Below are 25,893 nucleotides of genomic sequence, written 5' to 3'. Positions count from 1 at the left end.
GCCCACAGGCTCTGCCCGCGACCGCCGCCGTTTACCAGTACGGGTTCCAGTCCTTCCAGAACCGCACCAGCGCTTCCATATAGAAATAGTCTCCCCAGATATTTCCCTCGTCCACGCCCTTGCCCGAATGCCAGGAGTAAACGCCGTGGAGCAGAACCGGCTTCCCTGCTCCCGTCTCCGGGTTCACGTAGCGCTCCGTCAGGGACCGCAGAATCCGGTGCATGGCATACCGGTAGGTCTCCTTGTCCGGATGGGTCTCGGGCAGGTACTTCTCCATCTCGTGAATCCCGCAGACCGCCACAGCCGCCGCCGAGGAATCCCGGGACTGGCCGGAGCCGTCTCCGAAAATCAGGTCCCAGTAACACACGTCGTCCTCCGGCAGCCGGTTTAAGAAGTAATTGGTCATGCCCTCGAACAGGTTAAACGCGCTCTCATCCCTGGTGTAGCGGTAGTTTAAGGGCAGCCCGTACACGCCCCAGGCCTGACCTCTGGCCCAGGCGGAATCGTCGCTGTAGCCCTGTCTGGTCACACCCTTAACCGGCTCCCCGGTCTCCGGGTCAAAGTAAAAGGTGTGGTAAGCCGAGGCGTCGTCCCGGATCACGTTATTGCAGGCCGTCTGGTAATGCCGCCTGGCCGCGTTCTCATACCGCTCATCCCCGGTCTCCCGGGACGCCCAGTAGAGCAGCGGAATGTTCAGCAGGCAGTCGATGATCAGCCGGTAATTATCCCTGGCTCCAAGCGTTCCCCAGGCCTGGATGAAACCGCCCGTTTCCCGGAACCGTTCCATCAGCTTATCCGCAGCCAGAAGCCCGGCCCTCCTGGCCGTCCCGGAGCCGGTCAGCTTGTATCCGGCCACGCAGGAGAGGGAGTAGAGGAAACCCAGATCGTGGTGATCCAGCTCGATGCGCTGTTCCACCCGGTTTAAAAAGGACTCCACGTTGCGCTCCGCCAGTTCCCTGAAGGCCCCGTCCCCGGTGTACTCGTAGCAGAGCCACAAAAGCCCGGTCCAGAAGCCGTCCGTCCACTCGATGTTGTCGATTACGCCGTAGCTCCCGTCTTTGGCCGCCGGCGTGGGGAAGCGGCCTCCTATGCAGATCATGTTCTGCCGGACCTGCTCCACCACCCGGTCCATGGCATGTTCCACCTCCGCTTTGGTCAGGAGGCTTGTGCTCAAATATTTTTCCCGGTATTTTACCGGTTCAACCTGAATTTTCTTTATCATTTCAATCTCCCCTGTCCGCTCCGGGCTTACAGCCCGTCCTCAAACTCCGGTTCCTCGCCGGGCCCTTCCAGACTCTCCAGGTTTACGATTCCACTGTGGGCAGCCTCAGCCACCATGCCTGCCAGCTGTCCGAAATCCGCCATGGCTCTGGAAAATACCGCCTCCACCATACCGGCCATGTTGATCCCCGCCAGAACCTTCACCTGCTTGCCCGGAATCTGTTCCCGGATCGTGGAGGCCGTGTTAAAGGGCGTGCCTCCCACCAGATCCGCCAGCACCAGCATCTCATCCCCCTCAAGTCCCCGGATGGCCGCGTCAAGCGCGGTCTGTAAGTCCGCCTGACTCTGCCCGCTCTCGAAGTCAACCGCAGCCACGTTCTCCGGTTTTCCGGCCACCAGCTCAATCGCGCTCAGCAATCCGCTGGGAAAATGTCCGTGCCCTGTCACCACAATACCAATCATTTTCACGTTTCTCCTTCCGCTCATTTAGTAAACCAATTTACTTATAATTGCAGTATAGTATTTTTAACGACCTCTGTCAATCGTTTTTTGCAAACTCCCTATTTTTTGTATATTATATCCATATTTTATTTACATTTTTATGCTAAATAACTATTATTTTTGGAATATACTAGAAATTCTCTCCCATTCCCTATCCGCTCTATTTTCCTCCAAAAAAGTAAACCATTTATTTTTTACTTAGTAAATCTTATGTTTCAATCTGTTTACTCGCTTTTTTACCTCTAATCTCACAAAAAACCTGATCCATAGCGGATCAGGTTTACTTGTTTACTCATTTTGTTTACTTCCCGTTTCCTCCCCGTCGATTTTCCGGCTGTCAAAATACACGAACCGGTCAATGGCGTCCAGAATATCCTGGAAATCCTCCCGCGGCGCGATACGGATGTATTCCCTCAGAATCTCCTGCTCCCGTTCCCGGTAAGGCCCGTAAAAAATATCGTACAGATTGTGGCCTCTCATGTGGACGCGGATCTCCTCCATGTGTTCCCGCATATCCTCCGGCGAGGTAAAATCCCGGCCCAGAATCCGCTGCAGCTCCTGCCCGCTGCGGATCCGGCCCAAATACTCCCCCCATTTGTGGAAAAGCGTCCGGTAAAATGCCTCCTCGCTCTCCACAATCCCCAGCTTCGCCATCACCTGGGGATTCAGGAAATAGTTCTCAAACGAATAGTATTTTAAAATCAACACGTTCCGGCGGGTCACCTTGGGCAGCCGGTCCACGTCCTCTAAGTTCCGCTCGTCATAATACCGGCATAACTGCCCGGCAAGCGCCTCCGGGTCCTTGCCGTCCCCGTCCCGGATCATCAGAAACTGGTCCCGCAGATACACCTGGTTCATGTACTTTAAATTGGCGTAGGTTTTGATGTTGGTACAGCTGTTGGTGGTGATAATGGAGATTCGCAGCAGGCGTCCCTGGCTGTCGTAGACCTCCGAGTAATATTGCTCCAGCAGCAGTGGCAGCCGGCTCTTGTCCTGCTTGCCCTCCACGATGAACACAAAGCTCACGTTCATCAGATCGCTGGCCCCGTACCCCAGATCGTCTAAAATGCGGCCAATGTCCGTCTTTTCCCGCAGCACGGAGTACCGGTCCCCGTCCAGAATCACCTGGCGAATCTGACGGCTGTTAAAATTGAACAGCAGCGTGGGGGAATGGGTCTTGAAAATCACCTGGTTTTTCTTGGACAGGCGGTAGAGCAGCTCGCTGCATGCCTTTTCCAGCTGCGGGTGCAGAAAGATCTCCGGGTCCTCCACCATAATGATGCTGGGAAGGCGTCCCGGCTCCCCGATGTAGGTCTCCAGCAGAGACAGCATGTAGATGCTGCGCATGCCCTTGCCCATCATCTCCACCGGCTGGGAGACGCCCCGCTTGCGGTTAAATGCCGTGACCTCCAGATCGAACATCTGGTCCACATCGCAGGTCAAAGCGTAACTCAGCTCCTCATAACCGCCGTTCTTAAAGAAATTCTCATTGATCTTCCGGGCGAAATCATTCAGGTTCAGCTGGTAGATTTTATACTCCAGCAGCCGGGCCGTCTCAAAGGCCGTCAGCTCATCCGGTTTCTTCTGGTTGATCAGGCCGATGCACTGGAAACAGTGGCGGCACTTCTTGGCCCGCTCGAAAATACAGCTCCCGGCGCGAATCTGCCGCAGCTGGTCGTCCTCCTGGAACATCAGAAGGTCGTTCTGCAGCTGGTTCAGCTCCCGCTCCGCGTTGATCCGGTAGAGCCTGGGCAGGACCATGGGGATGTAGGGATTGTTTTTGCGGCTGAAATCCTCATACCGCTGTTTCCCGTCGAAATTCACGTGGAGCGTGAAGGACAGCACCCCGTCCCGGTAGGAGGGAAGGCGCTGGCAGAAGGTCTTTTTCCACGCCTCATAGCGGCGGTACTGGCAGACCACGCCCATGTGGTGGAACAGCTTCAAATCCTCCTCGCCGATGGACAGGCTGGCGTCGATGCGCACCGCCTGCTTTCTCTCGTTGAAATCCCGCGCCTGCACCTGGTAGCCGCCGCAGACCGCGCTGAACGCGTCCAGCACCGACGTTTTTCCGGTATTGTTCTTCCCCACCAGAATCAGGGCCGCCTCGATATCCTTAATCTCCATATCCCGTATGGATTTGAAGTTCTGTATCCGTAAATAGGTAAACTGCATAGAACGCTCCATTCTCTCTTCGCCGCACAAAAAGGACGGCCTCAAACTCCCAACCTCGCTCTCTCACTTTCCAGTATAGCGGATTTAAGCCCGCCGCACAACCACAATCTTGCTCTTCCCCGCGCGCCTCCCTTTCTCGCAGAACGCACCGCTGCGCAAACGCCCGGGTTCAGAAAAGCCCCCGGAAGAGCTTGCGCTCCCCGGGGGCCAGTCAATGCTTGGGCAAATATTAAATTGATATCAACGGACCGGATTAGTCGTTTCCGTACAGAGTAACCAGCTTCTCCAGGTAAGCGTAACGCTCCTTGGCCTCCTGCTCGTTCTTCGCAAACAGGTTCGCTGCTCTCTCAGGATTCTTCATAGCCAGGGACATGTAACGAACCTCGCCCTTCAGGAAGTCCTGATAGCCCTCCATCTTGGGAGCCTTGGAATCCAGGGAGAACTTCTTCTCAGCAGCCGGATTGTAGCGGAAGTTGTTCCAGTAACCGCACTCAACAGCCAGCTTCTCCTCGGTCTGGGCTTTGTCCATGCCCTTCTTGATGCCGTGGTTGATACAGGGAGCGTAAGCGATGATCAGGGACGGACCCGGATATGCCTCTGCCTCTGCGATGGCCTTAACGGTCTGAGCCATGTCGGCGCCCATACAGATCTGGGCAACGTACACATAGCCGTAGCTCATTGCGATGCTGGCAAGGTCTTTCTTCTTAACGTCCTTACCGCCTGCAGCGAACTGAGCAACAGCGCCGGTCTTGGTAGCCTTGGAGGACTGACCGCCGGTGTTGGAGTAAACCTCGGTGTCGTAAACCATGATGTTGATGTCCTTGCCGGAAGCCAGAACGTGGTCAACGCCGCCGAAACCGATATCGTAAGCCCATCCGTCGCCGCCGAATACCCACTGGGACTTCTTGGCCAGGAAGTCTTTGTGCTTCACAATATCCTTGCAGATCGGGCAGTCAACGCCGGACAGAACCGCAACCAGTTTGTCGGTGGCGGTGCCGTTGAGAGCGCCGATACCAAAGGTATCCAGATACTCCTTGCAGGCAGCCTTCACTTCGTCGGTCGCGCGCTCGTCGTTCATCACCTTCTCAACCTTAGCCTTTAAGCCGTCGCGGATAGCGTTCTGAGCCAGCAGCATGCCGTAACCGAACTCAGCGTTGTCCTCGAACAGGGAGTTATCCCATGCCGGGCCCTGGCCCTTGCAGTTTACGGTGTAAGGAGTGGACGGTGAGGAGTTGCCCCAAATGGAGGAACAGCCGGTAGCGTTGGCAATGTACATTCTGTCGCCGAACAGCTGAGTGATCAGCTTAGCGTAAGGAGTCTCGCCGCAGCCTGCGCAAGCGCCGGAGAATTCCAGCAGAGGCTGTCTGAACTGGCTCCCCTTAACGGTGTTCTCTTTGAACTTCGCCAGAACCTCTTCCTTAACCGGCAGAGACTGGCCGAAATCGAAGATCGCCTGCTCGCCCAGGTTCTCCTCCAGGCTCTTCATCTCCAGAGCCTTGTTGCCCTTCATACCCGGGCATACGTTAGCACAGGAGCCGCATCCGGTACAATCCAGAGCGGAGATGGTGATGGCGAACTTGTAGCCGGGCATACCGGTCATATCTTTCAGCTTCATATCAGCCGGAGCCTTGGCAGCCTCGTCAGCGTTCAGGACAGCCGGACGGATAACAGCGTGCGGACATACATACGCACAGAAGTTACACTGGATACAGTTGTCGGGATTCCATACCGGAACCTTCACTGCGATACCGCGCTTCTCGTAAGCGGAGGAGCCGGACGGAGTGGAGCCGTCAACATAATCCGTGAATGCGGAAACGGGCAGGGAGTTGCCTTCCTGAGCGCTGACCTTGGTCTGAATGTTGTTGACAAAGTCGATAACATCCTTTCTTCCGTCGGTCACAACTGCGTAATCCAGACCCTCATCCTCGCAGTTCTTCCAGCTCTCCGGAACCTCAACCTTGTGCATGCCCTTGGCGCCTGCGTCGATTGCGGCCCAGTTCTTCATAACGATGTCCTCGCCCTTGCGGCCGTAGGTAGCCTTGGCGGCAGCCTTCATCAGCTCGTTGGCCTTCTCAGCCGGGATGATGCCGGTCAGCTCGAAGAACGCAGACTGTAAAATGGTGTTGATACGGGTCGGGCCCATGCCGGTCTCGATACCGATCTTAACGCCGTCGATGGTGTAGAAGTTGATGTTGTGGTCAGCGATGAACTTCTTAACCTGTCCGGGTAAGTGCTTCTCAAGTCCCTCAGCATCCCACGGGCAGTTAAGCAGGAACGTACCTCCGTCTACCAGCTCCTGGACCATGTTGTACTTACGGATGTAAGCCGGGTTGTGGCAGGCAACGAAGTTGGCCTTGCGGATTAAGTAGGTGGACTTAATCGGGGTATGTCCGAAACGCAGGTGGGACATGGTCACGCCGCCGGACTTCTTGGAATCGTAATCAAAATATGCCTGAGCATACATATCGGTGTTGTCGCCGATGATCTTGATGGAGTTCTTGTTCGCGCCAACGGTACCGTCAGCGCCCAGACCCCAGAACTTACAGTTGGTGGTTCCCTCAGGGGTGGTCACCAGGGGCTCGCCCAGTTCCAGGGACAGGTTGGTAACGTCGTCCACGATACCAACGGTGAACGGAGACTTAGTCTCGTTTCCGAATACGGCAACGATCTGAGCCGGAGTGGTATCCTTGGAACCTAAGCCGTAACGGCCGGTCAGGATCTTCACCTGGTCAAACTTGGTGCCCTTTAACGCGGCAACAACGTCCAGATACAGGGGCTCGCCGATGGAACCGGGCTCCTTGGTTCTGTCTAATACGTTGATGACCTTAACGGTATCCGGGATCGCATCGATCAGAGCCTGCGCGCAGAAAGGTCTGTACAGACGTACCTTCACAACGCCGACCTTCTCGCCCTGCTTCAGCATGTAGTCGATGGTCTCCTCAATGGTGTCGTTCACGGAACCCATAGCGATGATCACACGCTCTGCGTCCGGAGCGCCATAGTAGTTGAACAGCTTGTAGTCGGTGCCGATCTTCTCGTTAACCTTGTCCATGTACTTCTGCACGATTGCGGGCAGAGCGTCATAGTAGGGGTTGCAGGCCTCTCTCGCCTGGAAGAAGATGTCAGGGTTCTGAGCGGAACCTCTCTGGCAGGGATGGTTGGGGTTTAAAGCGCGGGCGCGGAACTCGTCCACTGCGTCCATGTCCACCATCTCTTTCAGATCGTCGTAATCCCAGGTCTCGATCTTCTGGATCTCGTGGGAGGTTCTGAAGCCGTCGAAGAAGTTGATGAACGGAACCTTGCCCTCAAGAGCTGCCATATGGGCAACAACGGTCAGGTCCATAACCTCCTGAACGCTGGACTCACACAGCATGGCGCAGCCGGTCTGACGGCATGCGTAAACGTCGGAGTGGTCGCCGAAAATGGATAATGCATGGCTGGCGATGGCACGGGCAGATACGTTGAATACGCCCGGAAGCTGCTCGCCGGCAATCTTATACAGGTTGGGGATCATCAGTAACAGACCCTGGGAAGCGGTGTAGGTGGTGGTCAGCGCACCTGCTGCCAGAGAACCGTGAACGGCGCCCGCTGCACCAGCCTCGGACTGCATCTCGGTAATCTGTACTTCCTGGCCGAAGATATTTGTTCTTCCGTCAGTTGCCCACTCATCTGTGGCTTCCGCCATGGGTGAGGACGGCGTAATCGGATAGATAGCCGCTACATCGGTAAATGCGTATGACGCATGTGCCGCTGCATGGTTACCATCCATGGTTTTCATTTTTCTTGCCATTTTACTTTCCTCCTGCAAATAGTGAATATGTAATGGTATTCATGTGAGTCTCTAAAACAGAGACTGACCTGTATACTATTATAGCAATTATTTAACAAATTGCAAATTAAAAATGTGATTGTATACAAAAAAGTCCACAGCGCCGGCCGGCGCATGTTTCAGGCGCTCTGCGGACAGACAATGATCCGCAGGCTGCGCCAACGGCCCATCGCATCCAATCATGCCGCTGCCGCGCCCGCGGCTCACTGACGGTCCAGATACTCTTCCAGAGCGTTCAGCGCATACTCCTCGTCCGGGCCGTTGGCGATGATTACGATCTCATCTCCGGTTCTGGCTCCCAGGGCCAGCATGTTCATGATGCTTTTCCCGTCGGCCCGCTTCTGGCCGAACTCCACATGCACATTGCAGTCGTACTGGTTTGCCAGCCGCACCAGCTGGGCCGCGTGGTTCGCGTCCATGCCGCCGTCATGCCGGACAACAAATTTTTTGCTTACCATATCTCTCACTCTCCTGTCTTGCAAAGATTCTTTTTTATCATAACACAATCATAGCACAATGAGGAGAAATTTCACTAAAAAAACGGCAAATTTATTCTAAGTACGCGAAAAAAAACAGGAGACGCCTTTTTTGACAAAGGCATCTCCCGCATCATCCGTCTGACGGAATATATTCGGCCGCCGGCGCGGCCGGTTGTTCTGAAATTCATCCGGATCAGGGACCCGGATTCGGAGCCACAACGGGCGTATCCTGGGGCGCCGGAATTCCCGGATCCGGCCCTCCCGGCCCCATATTGCTCTCCGGCGCGCTTGTTCCCGCATCCGGCGCAGGCGCCGCTGAGGTGGTACCGGTGACGCCGGGCCCCTGGCTCATATCGCCGTTTCCGGCGGGCGGCGGGGTGCTCTCTCCCGGCACGTATCCGTCCGGCATGCCGTCCACGGTGGGAACGGTGGAAACCTCGGCCGTGGTGGTCTCATCCGGCGGAAGCACAACGCCGGAGGTGTTGCGCAGAATCACGGGCGCGTGGCCCTTGTAGGTGGTCTTGTGGTCCACTTCCTCGCTGACCGTCTTGCCGTCCTTGATCACCACCTTGTAGGTCACCCAGCGGCTTCCGTTGGTGCCGGCGCTCTTGAGTTTCTCAACGCCCGGCTCCAGCGTCTGGTCCTCCTCGTAGGTGGGCGCAGGCGGATCCAGGGTCTCCACCTTCTCGGAGCGCAGATCCCACTTCACGCCGTCCTCAAGAATCGGAATCCCGTACACGGAAACCGTCATCTTCTGGTTGGCGTAGCTGGCCTTCAGGCCGATGGCCGTCTTGGAGTTGTTGATAAACCGGAAGTCCGGCTGGTCGTAGCTGACCGTGGCGTCCTGTCCGGGAGTGATATAGGAGGGTTCAAAGGTGTGGGAACGGCGGTAGCTGATCTCCAGCCCCGCGCGCACCACCGCGTTGTACAGGGTGGTGGACACCTGGCACACGCCTCCGCCGATCTCCTGAACCACCTCGCCGTTGTTGTAGGCGGCGGCGCCTTTATAGCCCTTCTCCTCGGTGCGCTTGCCCACCGTGCCGTTGAAGGAAAACTCCTCGCCGGGCTTTATGATGGTGCCGTTGATGGCCTCGGCGGCCAGACGCACGTTGGTGTTCCGGTTCTTGTTGGCCGTGGTGTCCGTGGTGAAGGTGCTGATGGTCTTGTATTTCTCCTTGGCGGAAGCCTGGGTGATCTCCGGCTGTACCTCGCCGCCGTCCGCCGTAATCCGGGCGTCGAACTGTTTATCCGCCAGAGCCTTCAGAATATCGGCCGCCAGCTTGTCCTCGTCGATGGCAAAGCCCGCCTTCTCCCCGGCGAACACAAAGGTATCCTTTTCCTTGTCATAGCTCTCGATGGCGCCGTTCTGGGCGCTCTTATTCCACTTGCCCGCAGCGGCCTTGGCCTCAGCGGCGGCGGCCTCCTCAAACCCGGTGGTGTCCAGGCTGTAGGTCTCCTGAGGTTCGCCGGAATAGATCTCGGTCAGCAGGCTGTCGATCCTGGAGTCCATCAGGTTGGTGACCTGGTAGGAATCCTCGCCGAACACGACGGTCATATTCCAGGGGTATTTTTCAAGAATAGCGGCTCTGGCCTCGTCCCGGGACATGCCCGTGATGTCCACGCCCTCCACCGACACGGATTTCGTCATCTCGGCCTCCGTGGTCTGGACCTCCGTGGTCTCAGGATCCTCCACGCCCGCCTTCTTCGACGATTTCACCATAAATACAATCACGGTGATCAGAATCAGCAGAATCACGCCCACAATGGCGATCTTCTGGTAATCCGGCCCCTTTCTCCTGTGGTGGCTGTTTCTGCGGCCTCCGCTCCTGCCGCCCGAACCGGACCGGTAGGAGGAAGAGGATGAGTGATTCCGGCCGGAGGAGCTGCTCCGCCCCGAACCGGATCCGCTTCTGGAAGAACTTCTGGAGGTACTGTATGAGCTTCTATCATTTCCTCTGGCGCGGCTTCTGCCGGCAGAGCTCTTTCTTCTGTTTTCGTTCTCTAATTGATTCATCTTTTTCACCTGTTATCAAAACTGTTTCCGTGCTTACTTTTTGAGTCCAGATTGTAGTATACCATACTTTATCAGAAATGGAACTGTCTTTTTTTTAAATTTTCCAACCGATTTTACTTATTATGAAATTCGTGTTACTATAGTATTACGAAATTATTTCACGAGGTGATTTTCATGGGTTTTGTGGATTTACATGTTCATTCCACGGCCTCTGACGGAAGCTGTCCGCCGGAAGCCGTGATTTCACTGGCGGTGCAGGCGGGACTTGATGCCATCGCCCTGACCGACCACGACACGGTGGACGGCATCCCCGCCGCTCAGAACGCCGCGGACGCCGCCGGAATCCGGCTGATTCCCGGCATCGAGGTTTCCAGCATTTACCACGGCACGGAGATCCATATTCTGGGCCTGTTCGTGACCCCCTCCGACCCGGTCCTCGGCCGGATGCTGGAGGAGTTCCGCCGGATCCGGGACGACCGCAACCGGCAGATGCTCTCCCGCCTGGAGCAGGACGGCATGCCCCTGACCCGGGCGCAGCTCACCGGCTCCAATCCGGACACCGTCATCACCAGGGCCCACGTGGCCAGAGCCATGGTGGAGGCCGGTTACGCCCCATCCCTGGACCAGGCCTACAAGCGCTATCTCCGGTACGGAGGGAAATACTGCCCCCGCAAGGCCTCTCCCGCCCCAGAGGAGGTGGTCTCCGCACTGCTGTCCGGCGGCGCCTTCGTCTCCCTGGCCCATCCTTATCAGTACAATCTGGGGGACGGCGGTATCCGCACCCTGGTAACGCAGATGAAGGAGATGGGCATGCAGGGCCTGGAGGTGTACCACTCCTCCCACAACCAGCACGAGAGCGGGAAGCTGCAGGTGCTGGCCAAAGAGCTGGGCCTGCTTCCCACCGGCGGCTCGGACTTCCACGGTGCCAACAAGCCGGATATCTCCATCGGCACCGGCCGGGGCGGCCTCAGGGTGTCCTCCCTGCTGTTGGACGACATCGACCGCCTGCGCGCCGGGAGCTGAATTCCCCCCAAAAATGGCATTTATTGGCACTTGTGATCTTCCGGCCGGGCGCATTTTCTTAAATTTTTATGAATTTTTATAATTGTACTCCCCCAGCGTCTTTGCTATAATCAAGTCGAGGAAACGCATTATCAACCTGCCGGTATACAACCGGCGGCGATCAAAACAGGAGGATTCACCATGAAGATTCAAAACATTTCCGATGTGGATAAATTTTTCAAAGTAATCGATGAGTGCAAGGGAACCGTTGAGCTGGTGTCCCCGGAGGGCGACCGCATCAACCTCAAGTCCAAGCTCACCCAGTATCTGTCGATGGCTACGATTTTCTCCAACGGGTATATCAAAGAATTAGACCTGGTTGCCCACGACCGTGAGGACATCGAACGTCTAATCAAATACATGTATCAGGGAGAATAAACCGGACGCAGACAGGCGTTCATACCGTTTTGTTCAAAGCAGCCGCAGGCCCTCACGGGTCCGCGGCTGTTTTTTTGTTGGATGCAATGGGCCGCATGCGTTGCCGGCGGGCGTCTATCTACTCCCCGGAGCGCTCCCCCCTTCATCCCCGTGCGCCTTCTTTTGCGCCAGGCGGCCGTGCACAGCCTCACGCAGAAGGGCGTAGAGCACGGAGCACAGGGGAATGAACAGCAGCATCCCCACGACCCCCATCATGCTGCCGCCTACCGTGACGGCCACCAGCACCCAGATGGAGGGAAGGCCCACGGAGCCGCCCACCACGTGGGGATAGATAAGATTCCCCTCGATCTGCTGGAGCACGAAAAAGGTGATGGTAAATATCAGCGCATCCATGGGATTGACCATGAGCATCAGAAACGCGCCGATTCCCAGTCCCACAAACGCCCCGAATATGGGGATCAGCGCTGTGAAGGCGATCAGCACGCCCACCAGCAGCGCGTAGGGCAGGCGCAGAATGGACAGGGCCACGAAGAACATAACGCCTAGGATCACCGCCTCCACGCACTGTCCGGTGAGAAAGCTAGAAAAGGTCCGCTCCGCCAGCGCGGCGATGTACAGGGTCCGCTCCACCGCCGGTTCCGGCAGAAAGGCGTTCATCAGGGAGCAGAGCTGCCTGCCCAGGACTTCCTTCTGGAACAGGATGTAGATGGCGAAAATAAATCCGATGGCGAAGGTGGACACCCCGTTCACAATGGAAACAGCCGCCGACATGGTGGTGCTCAACATGGAACCGGCTCCGGTTTTCAGAAATTCCGCCATATTCTGCAGAATCTGATCCCAGTCCACCTGCACGCTGCCCAGATATTCCAAAATCTGGGGATTGCTGGCAAACAGCTCCTCCGCTTGGTTTTTTACCCCGGCAAAGAAGATGGGCACGCTCTTCTGCAGGCCGCTGAAGGTGTTGATCATCTCCGGCGCCACCACAAAGGTCACCAGAAACAGCACTCCGGCCACCGCCAGAATAGCCAGGCTCATGGCCGCGGGCCGTTTGAGCTTCTCCAGCTTCCCCTTCCAGGGCAGATGCCGCTCAATGTTGCGCATAGGCACGTTGAGGACAAATGCGATGGCCGCTCCCAGGATAAAGGGGGATGCGATGTGCACCAGACTGCCCAAAAGCTCCAGCAGCTTCCGGTAATTGACCCCCGTCACCACCACGACCACCGTAAACACGATCAGCCATCTCAGTTTGTTAATTGTATCGCGATTTAACTCCATACGCTTTGTTCCGCACTCCTCTTTTCTCATATCGGCAGCTTTCCCGCCTCCGCGAGAAATGCCTGCCGGATCGATTCTGCATCCGCCCGGAAGGTTCCCTGGGCCATCAGCGCGCTGCCGCCTCCGCGGCCCGCCAGACATCCGTTCAGCGCCCTGCTCAAGGGCCTCATATCCGCCCGGGCGCTGCCCAGGGCGTAGGCGTATTCTCCCGCCTCGTCCGTTCCGGAACACACCAGCACCACATTGCCCTTGTTCTGCTCATAGAGCAGAGTGCACAGCTGGCGTACCCGCATGGGCGCAAGACCCTCCTCAAAGCAGACCAGGGGACTGCCGCTCTCAGGGCAGGCCGCCGTTTTAAAGGCAAACAATTTCTGGTAGAGGCCGCCGATCACAGCCTCCCGCTCCTGCCCGTCGGCCTTCAGCTTCTCCACCGCTTCCCCGATGGCCTGAGGCTTGGCCGACAGCAGGTTGGAAATCCTGGTGTCCACGTTCACCCGGCGTCGGTAGTCCAACAGCGCCTTGCGCCCGCAGAGGATGGAGATGCGCACGCCTCCCTTGTAGTGGATCATGCCCGTCACTTTGATTATACCCACCTCTCCGGTGTTTGTAACATGGGTTCCGCAGCAGGCGCAGGTATCGCCGCCGGGAATGTTGATGATCCGCACCTGGCCGGTCAGCTCTTTTTTGCTCCGGTAGTCCAGGTCCTCAAGCTGCTGTGGCGTGGGGAAATGCTCCTCCACCGGAACGTTGTCCCAGATCACCCCGTTGGCCATATCCTCCAGCTCCTCCAGCTGTTCCATGGGCAGAAGGCCGTTGAAATCGATGGTCACCTCATCCTTTCCCATGTGAAATCCCACGTTGTCGTAGCCGTAACGGCGGTGAATCAGACCGGACAGAATGTGTTCCCCCGTGTGGTGCTGCATATGGTCGTAACGCCGCTCCCAGTCGATAACGCCCTCCGCCAGGCGGCCCGGCTCCAGGGGCGCCTCCACCTGATGCCAGACCTTCCCGTCCTTCTCGCAGACGTAGCGCACCAAAACGCCGTCCAGGGTGCCGGTGTCCGAGGGCTGTCCGCCTCCCTCCGGGTAAAAACCGGTCTGGTTTAAGGCGACCATCCAGGTGCCGTCCTTGCCGGGGCGGCACTCCTCCACCGTGCACATAAATGACTTGACGTATGGCAGCTGATAATACAGGCGTGACTTGTCCATGGTTACTGCTCCTTTATCCGTAAATTTCATAAGCTCCCGCTAAATGCTCCTATTATACTACAGAAGACGGCCCGTACCAAGAAAAACTTTCTAAAATTTTTACAAAACATAGAAACTCTGGCAAGCTGGGGGTCATATGATGCAGTGTAATCAAACATTGATGATGGAGGAACTAATAATGAGTGATGTAGCGGCAACAAACTGCGGTTGTGATTGTGGATGCGGGTGTGGAAACGGAGGAAGCGGGTGCAATATGATCTTCCTGATCCTGATCCTGTGCTGCTGCTGTGGCGGCGGCAATGGTGGATGTTTTGAACATAACAACTGCGGATGTGGTTGCGGCGGCGGTGGCGGCTGCGGATTTGATCTGATCTGGATCCTGATCCTGTGCTGCTGCTGTGGCGGCAACGGCGGCGGCTTCTGCTGCTAATGTACAGTCGGCGGAGCGCGCTCTGCGCTCCAAACAGGCGGCGGCCCCTCCGCCGCCTGTCTCACAGCAATTCAGGCAATCGCCCGCAGGCTGTGCCAGCGGTCCATTGCATTCAAACAGAAGGCTGTTTTCCCTACCGGAAAGCGGCCTTTTTCGCCGCCTGAAACAGGGGAGGCAAAACGCCTCCCCAAAACCGGCAACCCTTGTTATGATTCTCGGCTCCCGCGCCTGCAGCCGGGGACTTCCGGGCAGGGGCTGCATTTCCCGCCGTTTCCCTTCTTGCCCTGCTTGCGGCTGACGCATTCGTCGTCGATCTCATACACCGTATTGTCATCTATCACTAACCTGTACCACATGGTGTGTTCATCTCCTCTTGTCCGTTCTCATAGAGGCGGTACGACGGGCGTCCCGCCCTACCATAATATATGCAAAATACCAACCCTTGCGCTTATTTTCAGAAACCCCGCATGAATTCCGGCGGCGGATCATATATTAGGAGCAAAGGATCTTGAAAGGCCGGTGGAAAAACAATGAACCCATCTGACGATTATAAACTCACGGACCTGGATTACCTGGTCGGCGACCACCACCTGCAGATGATGAAGGCGGCGCTGCCGTTCTTAAATGTACCGGAACAGAAAACGCTCTCCCTGATGGTGAAATTTCAGGAGTTAAAGCGCACCTACGATCTGTTCAAAGACGAGGAAGTGGCCTCCATGGGCATCTGCTCCCTGGACCGCCAGGAAAAGCCGGGCTCCATGCGGGATATGCTGAAAGCCATACGCCCCTACGGAAACCCCTCCGAGCGCGAGATGATCGACATGGCCGAGAGCTTTATGGACGGACACACGCCTATGGATCAGCTCATGCGCCTTCTCAGCCCGGAACAGCAGTCCCGCTTTGAAACCATGCAGATGTTGATGCAGGCGTTTCAGGCTATGCCGTAAAGCGCATAGGGCTTAAAACCTCACTGTTTTCCCGGCAGCCGCTCCCGCACTGCCCAGGACGGCATACCCCGGACACAATTTTTATAGAAGAAAGGAATTACATAACCTATGGAAGCAGATTGGAAGAGAGATCCCCGCTTAAAAGCGATGAACCCGGAAAAAATCAAGCTCCTGGAGCATTTTGCCGACCGGGTCCAGCACACGGAAAAGAATCAGCTCATGCAGGCGTTTATGGCCATGAACATGGAGGCCAAACAGCGCGGCCTTCAATTCAACGACAAGGAGACAAATCTGATCGTTTCCATCCTCACTTCAGGCATGGCGCCGGAGGAGAAGAAAAAGCTGGATATTCTGAAAATGTTGTCAAAAAAAATGGCAGGGCCGCGCTGATACAGCGCTCCCTGCCATTCTTTATCGTCTTATCCCACGTTCAGCAAAGACGGATCGATCTCCTGATACCCCTCGGTATCCGGCAGCGTCACCTCAACGGTCTTGCCCGGATCGTGAACCTCTGCGGTCATCTCCATCTTCAGGCCGATGGTCTCTCCCTGCATGGTCATATCCATGTCCATGGTCATCTTCATGTTGGTGTAATAGCCTTCTTTGTTCAGAGTCAGATCGCCCTCCACGGTTTTGATGGTGAACTGAGCCGTATCCATACCCGGCATCATGCCTCCCATGGACTCCATCATTTCCTTCATGTAGGAATCCATCTTCGCCGGATCTGCGGAGAAGGTCAGGATGGTGGTATCTCCATCCTTCTTGGCCTGGATGTCCTTCATGTACTCAACGTTTAAGTTTCCATTGTCCGTAGTCTGCTTTACCTGCTCCATCAGCTTATCCATGTCCATGGCGTACTTCATCTTCTGGCCCATCATATCCATGTAGTAGTAGCCGTCGGTGTAGAACATGCTGGTCTCAATGGACTGGCCCATCAGGGAGGTGGAGCCCTTGGCAACATACTTCATCTTATCCGTATTCACATCCGCCATCTGAATGTCCATATCCACATCCACATCGATGGTCTCCTCGCCCTGGCTCATGGTCATCTTCACCACAGAGGACATATCCATGCTGGACAGCTCCTGGTTCTTCTTGATCGCCTCAGTGTACAGCTCCTTGGGATCCTTCTTCTTCGCACAGCCGGCCATAGACATCGCCAACAGGGCGCTCACTGCGATAATGGCAGCGCGCTTCACACTTTTTCTCATCTTTTTCCTCCATTAAACTTTTTATATGGGTTAATACTGTGTTACCATGATACGACATAAACGGATATTTAGCAATGACTTTTTCTTAACAAAGTCTTACTATTTCCATAATTTCTCATTTTAGCGCAGATGTTCTAAGTCTCTGGCGATGATAATCCGGGTCTGCTCTGTGGCGGACATCACCAGTTCTTTGGCCCGCTCCTCGGGAAGGCGGATACAGCCCGCGGAGCCGTTGTCCGGGTTGGCGGTAAAACAGTGCAGAAAAATAGCCGAGCCCTGGCCTGGAACACACTCCTCGTTATAATTCAGTGCCAGCGCATAATTGTAGACCGTGTAGGACGTGGCCAGGTTCTCCGCCGAGTTCCAGTCCTTGGCTGTCTCCGACGTGTTCACCAGCCGGTTGTAGTGGGCGCTCTGAGAATCGTCCACCCAAAAGTCGCCCTGGCGCACCTTGTGATAGGGTAATTTCGCGCCCGGATCGTCCTTTAAGCCAAAGGGTATGGTAAACCGGTAGGTTCCCTCCGGCGTCTTGCCGTCCCCTTCCCGCTTCTCATCCGTGATGCCGCCCCGGCCCACAATTCCCGCTTCCTTCCAGGCCAGCTGCCACGCCCCACTCTCGTCCTTCCGGTAATACGACACGTCCGCGTTGCAGCCGCCGGTGCCGACCACCACCACCATCTGGTCCGCTTCCCCTGCCGCTCCCAGGTTTTCCGGGATAATCTCCCCGTTTTCCACAGGGTTTCCGGCCGGCGCTGGCTCTGCGATTCCCGGCCCCTTGGCGGCCGAATTCTCCGCCTCCCGGGCGGCCTGACCCGCGCCAAAACTTGTCATTGCCATGCTGAGCGCCAGCAGAACCGCCCCGACGGCGGTTTTATAAATGTTCCGTTTCATTTGACATTCCCTCGTTTTTGTATCATTCTATGGTTTCGGTTGTCCCCGGCCTCCGCCAGCCCCGGCGGCGCCTTGTTTCTCTGATCATTATAACGTTTATGGACCTTCTATGTATTTCTTTTTTCTTACGTTTTTTGGAAAATGGACGTGTGCCGGGGATTGATACAATTCGCCGCTCCGCCCTTCCTACTGCGCAAAGACGATCTCGCAGCGGCTGTCCCTTGTCACCCTGCCGTTTTCCAGAATAAAGTCATAGTAAAACGTGCCGTCATTGCACCCAAACACCAAATCTCCCGTCTCCGAGAAGGATCCCTCCACGCTCTCCCCCTCATAGGTGCTGCCGCCTGTGGTCCCCAGATACGCCTCCACCTCGTCCAGAGTATAGGAATCCCTGGACATCTCAAACACCGTGCCCGCATTGCTGATCAGGCAGCGCACTGAATCGGCGGAGCGGCGCAGGTCAAAGAAACAGAACGGATTCTGGTAGGTGTACCAGTTGGTATCCGTCACCTCACCCTGCTCCCCGTAATAGAAATCGTCCGGGTCCCCGAAGGTGTCGATGAGATACGCCTCGGTGTTTCCGAGGGCCTCCCGGTAGGGGGACCGGAACCTGAAATCCGCTTCCTTCACCGGCGCGGAGGAATCCGCTGCAATACCTCCTTCTGCCACCTGATACAAGAGATACGCATTGTACAGCCCCATCTTGTGCCACTGGATAAATTCCTCATCCTCATAGGCGGCATCTTTGATCGTCTGCTTTCCATCCACCTGCGTATTCAGGCGGAACATGGAATCGTTGTGGTAATACAACCGGTATTCGCGGCCTTCCCCCACATAGTAGGCGAAAATCAGCTTTCCATCCTCAAACTCATAGGTTGCTGAATAGGGATTGTTCTCATTTCTGATCCCAACCTCGATCATCACGATCTCCCCATTGTAATCGTATACATCCATGGTGCTCTCCGAGCGCTTGTCGTACCGGCCCGCATCCATGGCTTCCCGGTCTCTGGTCCAGGACGCCCTGACCTGCTTCACCATGTCCTCCACCTTGGAGGCGTCGACCCGTTCCGTGAAGGGATATTCCAAATCCGCTGCACCGGCGGCCGGGGTTCCATCGCCGGACGCCGCGTTTTCCCGTGCCGCGGCGGCTCCATCCGCGTTTTCGCCGCCCGCATTTTTCCCTGCAGCAGAGTTTTCCGCCCCGGTTTTTCCCCCCGCGGTTTCTCCTTCCGCGGACTGCCCTTCACCACCGTTTTCGCCGGATTCCTTCCCTTCGCGTTCCCCCGTTTCATTGGACGCATCCGATGCGTTCCCCGCCTCTTCCTCGCCGTCCTTCTCCCGGGTCTCCCAGGCTACCTCCTGATCTTCCCCGCCCTTCCCGCTGCTGCCGCAGCCCGCAGCGGAAACAGCCAGCGCGCACAGAGCCGCGGCCAGCCAAATCCGCTTAAAGTCTCTCCCCCGGTCCACCCCTTCTGTTCCGAACAGTCTGCTTCTTCGTCTCATATCACCCATTTCCTCCCATTTTCATTTGTACTTACCTGTATTATAGCGTCCGGGCCGGACTCATTTATTTCTTTTTTCTTACATTTTCCCGGTTTTGCCCACAATATAACCGCCCGCAGGCTGTGTCAGCGGTCCATTACACAAAAATAAAGGAGATCTCCGCAAATCCTGACCGGATCGCCGGAAATCTCCTGAAACTTAAGCCGCTATAAATGTTCAGACAAACGCTAGCCTTTCACCGCTCCCGCGGTCAGCCCCTGGATAAAATACCGCTGCAGGAACACAAACACAATGGTCACCGGGATCGCCGCCACAATGCTGGCCGCCATCATATAGCCCCAGTTGGTGGAAGCCTCCCCCAGAAAGGTCATGACCAGACCGGAAGCCAGGGTCCGCTTTGTAGCGTCCGTCACCAGGGTCATGGAGTAGAGCAGGTCGTTCCAGCTCCACACAAATCCGTAAATCGCAATGGATATCATACCCGGAACCGTGATCGGGAACACGATCTGAAACATAATCTTTAAGTTCCCCGCCCCGTCGATTCTGGCGCTCTCAATCAGGGAGTCCGGCAGCTGGTCGAAATAGGATTTGAGCGTCCAGGTACCCACCGGAAGCGTGAATACCACGTAGGAGATGAGAAGCGCCCAGTAGCTGCCCAAAAGCCCGGTCTTCTGCATGAGCACGTAAATGGACAGCAGCAGGATCGCCTGGGGAAACGCCTGGCTCATCATAAACAGCCCCATCACCAGCTTCCTGCCCCGATAGCGGAACTTGGAGAAGCTGTATGCCGCAAACGCGCAGACAATGGTCGCCATCAGGCTGCTGCCGAAGGAGACCAGCAGGCTGTTGCGCAGATAGCGCATGATTTTCCCGTCCGTCACGATATGGGCGAAATTCTCCATCGTTTTTGTGCCCGTGAAGAAGTCCAGTGTGAACGTCTCCGCCGCGGGCTTCAGCGCGGTGTTGATCATCCACAGCAGGGGAAGAAAGATAAATCCTCCGATTGTGACCGTAAAAATCCAGAAAAATACGCGAAATCCCGGTGTCTTTCGAAACATATCCTTCCCCTCCTATTCCGCTTCATTGACCTGGCGCAGGTAAACAAAGGAAAACAGCGCCAGCAGCACGGCCCAGATGGTTCCGATGGTGGCCGCCTTGCCCATATTCCAGTTCTTAAACGCCGTGGTGTACACCTCGATGGACAGCGTGGTGGTGGCCCTGGCCGGCCCGCCCTGAACCATGGTCCAGGGCAGGTCAAAATGCTGCAGGTTTCCGATTGTGCCCAGAATCAGCACCAGAAACGCAATCGTCTTCATGGACGGCAGAACCATATACCAGAAAACCTGCCAGTTGTTGGCCCCGTCCACTCTGGCCGCCCCCACCTGTTCCAGGGAAACGCCCTGCAGACCGCCCAGCAGGAACGCCATGTACCACGGCAGCATCTGCCAGGTTCTGGCGATCACCACACAGGCCAGCGCCGTGCCGGTCTGCCCCAGCCAGGGGATTCCGGCCTCCAGCACCCCCAGCTTCATGAGCAGGCCGTTTAAAACGCCGTACTGGCCGTTAAAAATCCAGCTCCAGAGAAATCCGATGGCCGTGCCGGGGATAATCCAGTTCACCAGCGTCACGCCCCGCAGAAACTCAGAACCTTTAAAACCCTGGTTTAACAGGATGGCCCAGATGAATCCGAGGGTAAACGGGAGCAGCGTCGAAAAGATCACAAACACCACCGTGGTTCGCACTGTTTTCATGAAATACGGATCCGCGAACACCTTCCGGTAATTCTGCAGCCCGATATACTGGTATTCCGGCGACAGCATGGTCCTGTCCGTGAAGGACATGATAATCGCGCTGATAAAGGGATAGAGTATAATCCCCGCAAATATCGCCAGGCCCGGCACTACCAGCAGAAATCCCACCTGGCCGTTGGTGAGGCGAATGCCCGTTTTTCCCTGTTTCATACGAACCTCCTGAATCCTACAGTGAATTTAACCGCGCCGCCATATCCGCTACCGCCTGCTCCGCGCTCTTCTGACCCAGAAGCGCATACTGAAGTTCTTCCGTGACAATGGATTTCACCTCGCTGGCGTTGGTCATACGCGCCGTCTCCTCCAGCCTGGCCGTTGCCGTGGACTTGATAAAGCCGTTGAGATACGCGTCGTTTTTAACCTCATCCTTTTCCATCGCAGACTTGGTCACCGGAGGCATGCCGTTGTTCTTGAAATAATCCATTGCGATCTCGTCGCTCACCAGCGTCTTGGCCAGCTCGGTCGCAGCCTCCTTGTGTTCGGAATCCTTAAAGATCACCAGCATGTGGCCCCACATGGTGCTCTGCGGCTGGTCTCCCTCCTTTAACACCGGGCGCTCCATGGCGGAACACACCTTTATCACATCGTCCGGGGACACGCCGTTGCTCACCGCCTGGCCCTTTGCAACTACCGCGTCGTCGTAGAATGCCACCTTACCCTGGGCAAACAGCTGTCTGGCCTCGCCCCGCCCGGTATCCATGGCGATATAACCCTTTGACAACATATCCTGATACCATTTCACGCAGGACACCGCCGCCTCGCTGTCCACCGCAACGCTGCCGTCCTCGTTAAACAGGGATCCGCCGAAGGTCCACAGCCACGGCATGAAATCTCCCGCGCAGGTAGCGTCCTTGGTGGAAACCGCATAGGGAATCACATCGCCGCCCAGAGCCTTCACGTCCGCAAGGCACTTCTCAAACTCCTCCATGGTCGCCGGCACGCTCTCCCAGCCCGCTTCCTTTAAAATGGTGGGGTTGTAGACCATGCTGATGCTGGCCATGCTCCAGGGCATCCCATACTGCTTTCCGTCGATATTTCCCACAGCCAGGGCGGACTCCTGGAAATTCTCCTTGAGGTAGTCCGCGCCCATCACCTCGTTCAAATCCGCAAGCACCCCTGCGTTGGCCACGGTGTTGAAAATTCCGATATCCACCTGGGCAATATCCAGCTGCTCGCCGCCCTGGGTACGGATCAGCAGCTGCTGCGCCGTGTCGGCCCAGGTCCAGCCCACCCATGTCACTTCATTTCCCGTATCCTTCCGGTACGTGTCCATCATCCGCTGGAAAATATCCTTGGAGGCCTCCTCCTCGCCGGACCATCCGGCCCAGACGATATTCTCCGCTTCTTTTGCCGCCTCGGTGGCGCCACTCTCCGCTTCCGTCTTCTCCTCCTGCTTGGCTGTCTCAGCTGTGGGAGCCGCCGTCTGCTCGGTTTTTACCCCACCCCCCGTGCATCCAACCAGCATTCCCGCTGTCATCGCTGCCGCCAGCACGACGGCCAATGTTCTTCTTTTTTTCATGGTAATCCTCCTCTTTATATGATAATAGAATTGCTAATACACACAAATTTCAAAGACCTCGGCCCGCCTGGCTCCGTATGTACCGCGGATTTCCAGGGTCAGCCCCGTCACCGTAATACCGTCCTGAGGCAGAGCCCTCCAGGTTCTGTTCCAGTTGTCCTCAAGAACCGCTATCTCTCTCCTGCTTCCGTCCGGCAGGATTCCATAGATCACCGCGCTCTTTACAAGCTCCGGCGGCATGCCGGTCCGCGGAAGGAATTTATGGTGGTCGTCCCACATGGAGGCTCTGGAGGAATTCAGCTCTCTGGACAGGTCCGGATTGAAGAATACAAGAATCTCCCTGACAGTCCTGGGCTCCTGAAAATCCAGTCTGATCCACGGAAATTCCCCGCCCTCCCCAAACGCCGGCCCGGATATCCAGGACCCCGGCTCTCTCCACGGGCGGTTGTAGCCGTTCACCACGTTGGACTCGCCGTAAAGTCCGCAGTCATCCGGCAGCTTCAGGCAGGGGTAGCAGTATTGGGGGCTGTCCTCCCGCCCCAGCAAAAACCCGGTCAGCTGCTCCTCCCCGGTCACAAAGGACACGGACTGGTTTCCGGAAAACTCCAGGGTAATAAAGCCGTCCGCAACCCCCTCCGGAATCGGAAAGCTGATCCAGCTTTTCCCCTCCGGGATCACGGTTTTCATGGTTCCCAAACGGCTGCCCAGAGCCAGCCTGGAAGGCACGTCGCTCCGATAGCACTGGTAGGAGACCTCTGTGGTTTGTCCGCTCTCCACCAGGAACTCCGTCCCCGCCGCCCGCCGGGGAAACACCAAAATTCCGCCGTCCGACAAGGAAAATGTTCCCGTCTCCCCAAGTGCTCCCCGGCACTCCGCGCCGGAGGAGGAAACAATGGCTTCCTGCGCCAGATCCCCCTCCTCATGGTACCGGATTCCAGGGATCATCATATCGTTTCTCAAAAGGGTCTGCTGAACTCCCTGAATCTCTTCCGCTGCCAGATCCCCCGGCCGCTTCCCCAGCTCGATGCACCGTGCCGCCAGCGTACCGGCCGCCTGGCCGGACAGAGCGCAGGTATTCATAATCCGCGTGGAGGCGAACGCCACATGGCTCACGCCGATGTCCCTGCCCGCAAACAGCAGGTTGGAATCGCAGGTTGGATAAAGGCAGCCCAGGGGAACAGCGTACACCTGAACCGGAATCTGCGTACAGTTGTCCTCCTCCGTCTTAAATCCGTGGGACGGGTGAAAATCCAGGTACCACCCGCCGTAGAACGCGCCGTCCTCAAACGCTCTGTGCTCCAGAATATCCTGCTGGGTCAATATTTTTTTCGTGATAAAGCGCCGGCTCTCCCGCTTGCCCGGCATGTTTCCCTCCCAGCTGAGGGTCAGACAGTCCGCGTCATAGCGTCCGCTGTTTTTGATATAGTCCCAGACACCGGCCGTAAACCGCTTCAGTTCCAGACCAATCTCCTGGGCCTCACGGATGGTGTCCGCCATTCCTCCGGTCTCAAACCACCAGTAGTCGCAGCCGTCCATCTTCTCATTGGCGATCCGGCCGCCCTTTCCCAGCAGCTCCTCGATGGTTTCCCGGGGATAAGCATAGTCAGGGGCGATGTAGGAAACCGGATGGTCTTCCCTCTTGGTGAAGAAAAACAGCGTGCTCCCAAAGGTGGTGCGCTCCTCCTCCACCGGCGCAAAGGACTCCCCGTAGGTGTCTCTGCTCTCCTTGCCCATCCGGTAGGGCAGCCCGGCCATGGCTCCCAGGGAACCGTCCCCGGTGGCGTCGATGTAATACGCGCCCTCAAACCGCAGCTCCTTTTCCGTCATCATCTGAAACCCCGACACCCAGGCGATCCGGCCCTGGCCGTCCGTCTCCATCCCGCTAATGTGCGTATTCAAATACAGCTTCAGATTGGGCTCGGATAAGACCTGTTCCAGGAGCACGTCGTCCCAGAACACCGGATTGCCTTCCTGATTCAGATAGAGATTGCGGAGCTTTAATTCTCCCCAAATCCCCATCTCCTCGCCGTAAAGATTCCCCGCCCCTGTGGCGCCTCTCGTCCATACCCGTATCTCGCTGCTGGAATTGCCGCCCAGCACCGGCCGGTCCGTTGCAAGGACCGTTTTCTTTCCCAGCCTTGCGGCCGCCAGCGCGGCGCATATCCCGCCCGGCCCTCCGCCTGCTACTACTACCTCTGCCTCTACCCGTTCCGTCACCGCAAAATCCCCCTGTGTTTTTTACAGAATAATACTTTTAAATATTTCTGTATATCGGAATTATTTATAGTATTTCTGATTTGCGCTTGCACTTTTTTGTGTTTTTTGCTATCTTTTCTATATAGTAACAATTATAAATCCGTTGTGCATTAAATATCCTGCTCTATTTCTGGATTATTCTGCAATCTAATCCACATTTGTGCCGGACCGGAAGGGGATTTCCATGAATTGTCATTATCAGAAGATCGCGAACTATCTCGCATTTGCGGAGAAAGAATACAATATTTCCATCTGTATCAAGGATTACTCGGGGTTTATCCCGGTGAACCGGGAGCTGGACGAAGCGCTCCAGCCCTTTCTCACCCACGCCAACGCATTTTGTATGTACATCAAGTCCGACCGTCATATCTATCACAAATGCCTGACCATGATCCGGAAGATGAACAACCGGTTCCGAAAGGACCGCTGCACATTTTTCGGCATGTGCCACGCCGGACTCTGCGAGTACGTGACTCCCATCATCAACGGAGACTTTATTATCGGAACCATCAATATCGGATTCTTCGGCGGGTACGATGCCCTGGCGCTCAACCGGATTCACCACGTGTGCGCCCAGTCTGAGCTTCTCTCCGAGGAGGAGGCCGTCCGGCTTTACCGCAAGAGCTTCACGCCGCCCACGATCTCCCCGGAGGTGCTCATCCCCACCATGGAGCTGATCGCGGAGTATCTCTCCATGACCTACGACACCATCAAAGACACCCACGACGCCTCCATGCGGCGGCGAAGCTCCAACGAGGACACGATCCTGTCCCACGCCTCGGAGTACATCCGGCAGAATTTCACCGAGCAGATCCGGGTCTCGGAGCTGGCAGGCTTCTGCCATTGCAGCGAGTCCCACATCAGCCACATTTTCCGGAAACGGTTTCACTTAAACATCAATTCCTACATCAACAAGGTGCGGGTGGAAGCTTCCAAGGACTTCCTGGTGGGCTCCCAGACCTCCATTGCGGACATTGCCCTGAGCGTGGGCTTCTGCGATCCCAACTATTACTCCAGGGTCTTTACCCAGCTGATGGGCATCCCGCCCACAGAGTACCGCAGGCGGTTCCGGAAGCAGGGGGTGCAGGACTGATGAATTGCCGCCATCGCCGTATGCTGCACCGTCTGCCGCCACCGTAGTCCGCCACCGCCACCGCCGCCGTCCGCCAGAGACGGAGGCCCTGCGGAC

General features: G+C 56.4%; 22 protein-coding genes. 6 read left to right on the top strand and 16 right to left on the bottom strand.

Features of this window, described 5'->3' with window-relative positions; genetic code table 11:
* Positions 1-31 precede the first annotated feature (31 nt).
* From ACK2JC_RS25945 to ACK2JC_RS25920, 6 genes are all read right to left on the bottom strand, one after another.
* Complete coding sequence (locus ACK2JC_RS25945) at positions 32-1,222, bottom strand: glycoside hydrolase family 88 protein (protein WP_368274695.1); 1,191 nt, start codon at positions 1,220-1,222, stop codon at positions 32-34.
* A 26-nt stretch (positions 1,223-1,248) separates the two neighbouring features.
* Entirely contained in the window at positions 1,249-1,683 is a 435-nt protein-coding gene (locus ACK2JC_RS25940; RefSeq protein WP_368271489.1) for a PTS sugar transporter subunit IIA, read from the bottom strand.
* Between the two features lie 327 nt (positions 1,684-2,010).
* Positions 2,011-3,894: an ATP-dependent endonuclease gene (locus ACK2JC_RS25935; RefSeq protein ID WP_368271492.1), complete on the bottom strand. Its 1,884-nt coding sequence runs from the start codon at positions 3,892-3,894 to the stop codon at positions 2,011-2,013.
* 253 nt (positions 3,895-4,147) lie between these two features.
* Complete coding sequence (nifJ, locus tag ACK2JC_RS25930) at positions 4,148-7,684, bottom strand: pyruvate:ferredoxin (flavodoxin) oxidoreductase (protein WP_320936677.1); 3,537 nt, start codon at positions 7,682-7,684, stop codon at positions 4,148-4,150.
* Positions 7,685-7,926: 242 nt separating this feature from the next.
* Complete coding sequence (locus ACK2JC_RS25925) at positions 7,927-8,181, bottom strand: HPr family phosphocarrier protein (RefSeq protein WP_092361100.1); 255 nt, start codon at positions 8,179-8,181, stop codon at positions 7,927-7,929.
* A gap of 214 nt (positions 8,182-8,395) precedes the next feature.
* Positions 8,396-10,216 (bottom strand): VanW family protein, encoded by a 1,821-nt coding sequence (locus ACK2JC_RS25920; protein WP_320936678.1) that lies wholly within the window; start codon positions 10,214-10,216, stop codon positions 8,396-8,398.
* Positions 10,217-10,390: 174 nt separating this feature from the next.
* Here ACK2JC_RS25920 and ACK2JC_RS25915 point away from each other — a divergent pair, with 174 nt between their 5' ends.
* Complete coding sequence (locus tag ACK2JC_RS25915) at positions 10,391-11,239, top strand: PHP domain-containing protein (protein WP_118754141.1); 849 nt, start codon at positions 10,391-10,393, stop codon at positions 11,237-11,239.
* A gap of 180 nt (positions 11,240-11,419) precedes the next feature.
* The gene (locus ACK2JC_RS25910; protein WP_007712526.1) at positions 11,420-11,656 is read left to right on the top strand and encodes a hypothetical protein; all 237 of its coding nucleotides are present in this window, start codon (positions 11,420-11,422) and stop codon (positions 11,654-11,656) included.
* A 114-nt stretch (positions 11,657-11,770) separates the two neighbouring features.
* Here the strand turns inward: ACK2JC_RS25910 and ACK2JC_RS25905 are convergent, their stop codons facing one another.
* Entirely contained in the window at positions 11,771-12,931 is a 1,161-nt protein-coding gene (locus ACK2JC_RS25905; protein WP_368271491.1) for an AI-2E family transporter, read from the bottom strand.
* 26 nt (positions 12,932-12,957) lie between these two features.
* Positions 12,958-14,139, bottom strand: a complete 1,182-nt coding sequence (locus ACK2JC_RS25900) for an alanyl-tRNA editing protein (protein ID WP_368271488.1) — start codon at positions 14,137-14,139, stop codon at positions 12,958-12,960.
* Between the two features lie 178 nt (positions 14,140-14,317).
* Between ACK2JC_RS25900 and ACK2JC_RS25895 the strand changes: the two genes are divergently transcribed.
* Positions 14,318-14,569 carry a hypothetical protein gene (locus ACK2JC_RS25895; protein WP_007712535.1) on the top strand — a complete coding sequence of 84 codons (252 nt, stop codon included), beginning with the start codon at positions 14,318-14,320 and terminating at the stop codon, positions 14,567-14,569.
* Positions 14,570-14,775: 206 nt separating this feature from the next.
* Here the strand turns inward: ACK2JC_RS25895 and ACK2JC_RS25890 are convergent, their stop codons facing one another.
* The gene (locus ACK2JC_RS25890) at positions 14,776-14,925 is read right to left on the bottom strand and encodes a hypothetical protein (protein WP_007712541.1); all 150 of its coding nucleotides are present in this window, start codon (positions 14,923-14,925) and stop codon (positions 14,776-14,778) included.
* 174 nt (positions 14,926-15,099) lie between these two features.
* On the opposite strand from ACK2JC_RS25890, the gene ACK2JC_RS25885 reads away from it, so the two are divergent.
* Positions 15,100-15,516 (top strand): hypothetical protein, encoded by a 417-nt coding sequence (locus ACK2JC_RS25885; RefSeq protein WP_024734982.1) that lies wholly within the window; start codon positions 15,100-15,102, stop codon positions 15,514-15,516.
* 108 nt (positions 15,517-15,624) lie between these two features.
* A complete protein-coding gene (locus ACK2JC_RS25880) occupies positions 15,625-15,906 on the top strand; it encodes a hypothetical protein (protein WP_007712547.1) in 282 nt (93 codons plus the stop codon).
* Positions 15,907-15,935: 29 nt separating this feature from the next.
* Here ACK2JC_RS25880 and ACK2JC_RS25875 read toward each other — a convergent pair whose 3' ends face one another.
* From ACK2JC_RS25875 to ACK2JC_RS25845, 7 genes are all read right to left on the bottom strand, one after another.
* The gene (locus tag ACK2JC_RS25875) at positions 15,936-16,727 is read right to left on the bottom strand and encodes a DUF6612 family protein (protein WP_092361098.1); all 792 of its coding nucleotides are present in this window, start codon (positions 16,725-16,727) and stop codon (positions 15,936-15,938) included.
* Positions 16,728-16,847: 120 nt separating this feature from the next.
* Positions 16,848-17,618, bottom strand: a complete 771-nt coding sequence (locus ACK2JC_RS25870) for a L,D-transpeptidase (RefSeq protein WP_368271487.1) — start codon at positions 17,616-17,618, stop codon at positions 16,848-16,850.
* A gap of 186 nt (positions 17,619-17,804) precedes the next feature.
* On the bottom strand, positions 17,805-19,121 hold the full coding sequence (locus tag ACK2JC_RS25865; protein WP_368271486.1) for a hypothetical protein: 1,317 nt from the start codon (positions 19,119-19,121) through the stop codon (positions 17,805-17,807).
* Between the two features lie 227 nt (positions 19,122-19,348).
* A complete protein-coding gene (locus tag ACK2JC_RS25860) occupies positions 19,349-20,179 on the bottom strand; it encodes a carbohydrate ABC transporter permease (RefSeq protein WP_024734985.1) in 831 nt (276 codons plus the stop codon).
* A 12-nt stretch (positions 20,180-20,191) separates the two neighbouring features.
* Complete coding sequence (locus ACK2JC_RS25855; protein WP_368271485.1) at positions 20,192-21,082, bottom strand: carbohydrate ABC transporter permease; 891 nt, start codon at positions 21,080-21,082, stop codon at positions 20,192-20,194.
* Positions 21,083-21,098: 16 nt separating this feature from the next.
* On the bottom strand, positions 21,099-22,448 hold the full coding sequence (locus ACK2JC_RS25850) for a sugar ABC transporter substrate-binding protein (protein WP_320936684.1): 1,350 nt from the start codon (positions 22,446-22,448) through the stop codon (positions 21,099-21,101).
* A gap of 33 nt (positions 22,449-22,481) precedes the next feature.
* Positions 22,482-24,665, bottom strand: coding sequence for an FAD-dependent oxidoreductase (locus ACK2JC_RS25845; RefSeq protein WP_368271484.1), 2,184 nt, complete (start codon positions 24,663-24,665; stop codon positions 22,482-22,484).
* A gap of 223 nt (positions 24,666-24,888) precedes the next feature.
* On the opposite strand from ACK2JC_RS25845, the gene ACK2JC_RS25840 reads away from it, so the two are divergent.
* The gene (locus ACK2JC_RS25840; RefSeq protein WP_368271483.1) at positions 24,889-25,797 is read left to right on the top strand and encodes a helix-turn-helix domain-containing protein; all 909 of its coding nucleotides are present in this window, start codon (positions 24,889-24,891) and stop codon (positions 25,795-25,797) included.
* The last annotated feature ends 96 nt before the right edge of the window (positions 25,798-25,893 follow it).

The organism is Enterocloster lavalensis (assembly GCF_046603895.1).
Classification (GTDB): Bacteria; Bacillota; Clostridia; order Lachnospirales; family Lachnospiraceae; genus Enterocloster; species Enterocloster lavalensis.
The sequence above is the reverse complement of the archived record's forward strand: the minus strand, read 5'-3'. Positions and strand labels throughout refer to the sequence as shown.

What these genes read in the sequence shown, in the direction of transcription:
- ACK2JC_RS25915 (WP_118754141.1), top strand. Translation starts at nt 10,391, where the DNA reads ATGGGTTTTGTGGATTTACATGTTCATTCCACGGCCTCTGACGGAAGC.
- ACK2JC_RS25855 (WP_368271485.1), bottom strand. Translation starts at nt 21,082, where the DNA reads ATGAAACAGGGAAAAACGGGCATTCGCCTCACCAACGGCCAGGTGGGA.
- ACK2JC_RS25840 (WP_368271483.1), top strand. Translation starts at nt 24,889, where the DNA reads ATGAATTGTCATTATCAGAAGATCGCGAACTATCTCGCATTTGCGGAG.
- ACK2JC_RS25945 (WP_368274695.1), bottom strand. Translation starts at nt 1,222, where the DNA reads ATGATAAAGAAAATTCAGGTTGAACCGGTAAAATACCGGGAAAAATAT.
- ACK2JC_RS25935 (WP_368271492.1), bottom strand. Translation starts at nt 3,894, where the DNA reads ATGCAGTTTACCTATTTACGGATACAGAACTTCAAATCCATACGGGAT.
- ACK2JC_RS25920 (WP_320936678.1), bottom strand. Translation starts at nt 10,216, where the DNA reads ATGAATCAATTAGAGAACGAAAACAGAAGAAAGAGCTCTGCCGGCAGA.
- ACK2JC_RS25880 (WP_007712547.1), top strand. Translation starts at nt 15,625, where the DNA reads ATGGAAGCAGATTGGAAGAGAGATCCCCGCTTAAAAGCGATGAACCCG.
- ACK2JC_RS25875 (WP_092361098.1), bottom strand. Translation starts at nt 16,727, where the DNA reads ATGAGAAAAAGTGTGAAGCGCGCTGCCATTATCGCAGTGAGCGCCCTG.
- ACK2JC_RS25895 (WP_007712535.1), top strand. Translation starts at nt 14,318, where the DNA reads ATGAGTGATGTAGCGGCAACAAACTGCGGTTGTGATTGTGGATGCGGG.
- ACK2JC_RS25850 (WP_320936684.1), bottom strand. Translation starts at nt 22,448, where the DNA reads ATGAAAAAAAGAAGAACATTGGCCGTCGTGCTGGCGGCAGCGATGACA.
- ACK2JC_RS25925 (WP_092361100.1), bottom strand. Translation starts at nt 8,181, where the DNA reads ATGGTAAGCAAAAAATTTGTTGTCCGGCATGACGGCGGCATGGACGCG.
- ACK2JC_RS25860 (WP_024734985.1), bottom strand. Translation starts at nt 20,179, where the DNA reads ATGTTTCGAAAGACACCGGGATTTCGCGTATTTTTCTGGATTTTTACG.
- ACK2JC_RS25940 (WP_368271489.1), bottom strand. Translation starts at nt 1,683, where the DNA reads ATGATTGGTATTGTGGTGACAGGGCACGGACATTTTCCCAGCGGATTG.
- ACK2JC_RS25910 (WP_007712526.1), top strand. Translation starts at nt 11,420, where the DNA reads ATGAAGATTCAAAACATTTCCGATGTGGATAAATTTTTCAAAGTAATC.
- ACK2JC_RS25885 (WP_024734982.1), top strand. Translation starts at nt 15,100, where the DNA reads ATGAACCCATCTGACGATTATAAACTCACGGACCTGGATTACCTGGTC.
- ACK2JC_RS25890 (WP_007712541.1), bottom strand. Translation starts at nt 14,925, where the DNA reads ATGTGGTACAGGTTAGTGATAGATGACAATACGGTGTATGAGATCGAC.
- ACK2JC_RS25900 (WP_368271488.1), bottom strand. Translation starts at nt 14,139, where the DNA reads ATGGACAAGTCACGCCTGTATTATCAGCTGCCATACGTCAAGTCATTT.
- ACK2JC_RS25905 (WP_368271491.1), bottom strand. Translation starts at nt 12,931, where the DNA reads ATGGAGTTAAATCGCGATACAATTAACAAACTGAGATGGCTGATCGTG.
- nifJ (WP_320936677.1), bottom strand. Translation starts at nt 7,684, where the DNA reads ATGGCAAGAAAAATGAAAACCATGGATGGTAACCATGCAGCGGCACAT.
- ACK2JC_RS25870 (WP_368271487.1), bottom strand. Translation starts at nt 17,618, where the DNA reads ATGAAACGGAACATTTATAAAACCGCCGTCGGGGCGGTTCTGCTGGCG.
- ACK2JC_RS25865 (WP_368271486.1), bottom strand. Translation starts at nt 19,121, where the DNA reads ATGAGACGAAGAAGCAGACTGTTCGGAACAGAAGGGGTGGACCGGGGG.